The sequence below is a fragment of the uncultured Agitococcus sp. genome (assembly GCF_937920075.1).
Lineage (GTDB): Bacteria > Pseudomonadota > Gammaproteobacteria > Pseudomonadales > Moraxellaceae > Agitococcus.
Map to the genome: position 1 here is coordinate 1 of NZ_CALETI010000027.1, position 1532 is coordinate 1532.

At 44.0% G+C, this 1532-nt stretch carries 1 protein-coding gene; it reads left to right on the forward strand.

Features of this window, described 5'->3' with window-relative positions; genetic code table 11:
• The coding region (locus Q0212_RS00740; protein ID WP_297920747.1) for a calcium-binding protein at positions 1-1532 on the forward strand (1532 nt) is incomplete at both ends.

Here is a 1532-nt window from a genome sequence, read left to right on the forward strand (position 1 = left end):
AAGGCAACAACTTTACGGTGAGTGGTGTTGAGCGGTTGTTGCTAGAAACAGGCAGTGGTAATGATTGGATTGATAACCGAGCCAGTGGAGTCGTCAGTGATGAAATTCGTACAGGTGCAGGTAATGATGTTATCTATGGTGGAGATGGTGCAGATACTCTGATAGGTGGAGCAGGAAATGACACGATAGATGGCGGAGCAGATGGTGACTCTATTGATGCAGGCGCAGGTGACGACGTTATCACAGATATTCAAGCGGGAGCATCTTATAGCAATAGCGGGACGATTTTGGCAGGTAGTGGCAATGATAGTATTTCAGCTTCTATAAGGCTAGCGTATTCCAATCTTGTTATTGATGGTGGAGAAGGTAATGATAGTCTGAGTCTGATGATAGAAACTTCATCGGTTGAAGATAATGGCTCTTATGGAAAGACCTATTATCGTAATTATTTGTCTGTACAACAAGCAGATGGCTCAAGTATTCAGTTTGCTCAATACGATATTTTTGCTGTGGGATTGGATGCTCTAAAGTCAGCATTGACGACAGGTGTCGGTTATTACTATGGAGAAGTACGTGAAAGTCCTTTTGGAACAATCGCTCTTCAAAAAGCGGTAGTAACAGGAATAGAGAGTCTCAGTGTCAACATAGTGGGCAATGCAGGAAATGACCTGATTGTTTATCAAAATGGTACGCAGTATGTGGGTGGAGAAGGGCTTGATACCTTCTATGTGGATTTATCGGCAGAGAGCTATAACGTCAACTGGGTTAATGATGGTTCGGAGCGGACATTCAGTAAGCAAGGCAACAACTTTACGGTGAGTGGTGTTGAGCGGTTGTTGCTAGAAACAGGCAGCAGCAACGACTTTATTGATAACGCAGCCAACAACACTAACGACGACATCCGCACAGGCGCAGGCAACGACACCCTAAACGGTGGTGCTGGAGCGGATACTTTAATAGGCGGTACAGGTAATGACCTCTACATCGTTGATGACCTCAACGACCAAACCCTCGAAAATGCCGATGAAGGTTTAGACACCGTTCAAAGTATCATCTCTTGGACATTAAGCAACCATATCGAAAACCTAACTTTAACAGGCACAGAAGCTATTAATGCTACAGGTAACGACCTCAACAACTATTTAACAGGCAACAATGCCAATAATAATTTATGGGGTGCTTTAGGCAACGACACACTCATTGCCAATGCAGGTGACGACACCTTAGACGGAGGACAAGGCAAAGATGTATTGATGGGCGGTGTAGGCAACGACACTTACTTCTTTAATCGTAGTATCGAATCTACAGGCCAAGATATTGTTGATGACACTAACATTCATGGCAACGCCGAACTAAACACCCTCACCCTCACAGGCACAACCTTAGCCCAACTCACCGCCACTCAACAAGCCAACGACTTAATTTTAGCTATTCAAAACAGTACCGACACCATCACCATTAAAAACTTCTTTGACAGCAACAATCAAGCAAGTTATCAACTCAGTTTAGATGGCGGTGTAGTGCTAGATAAA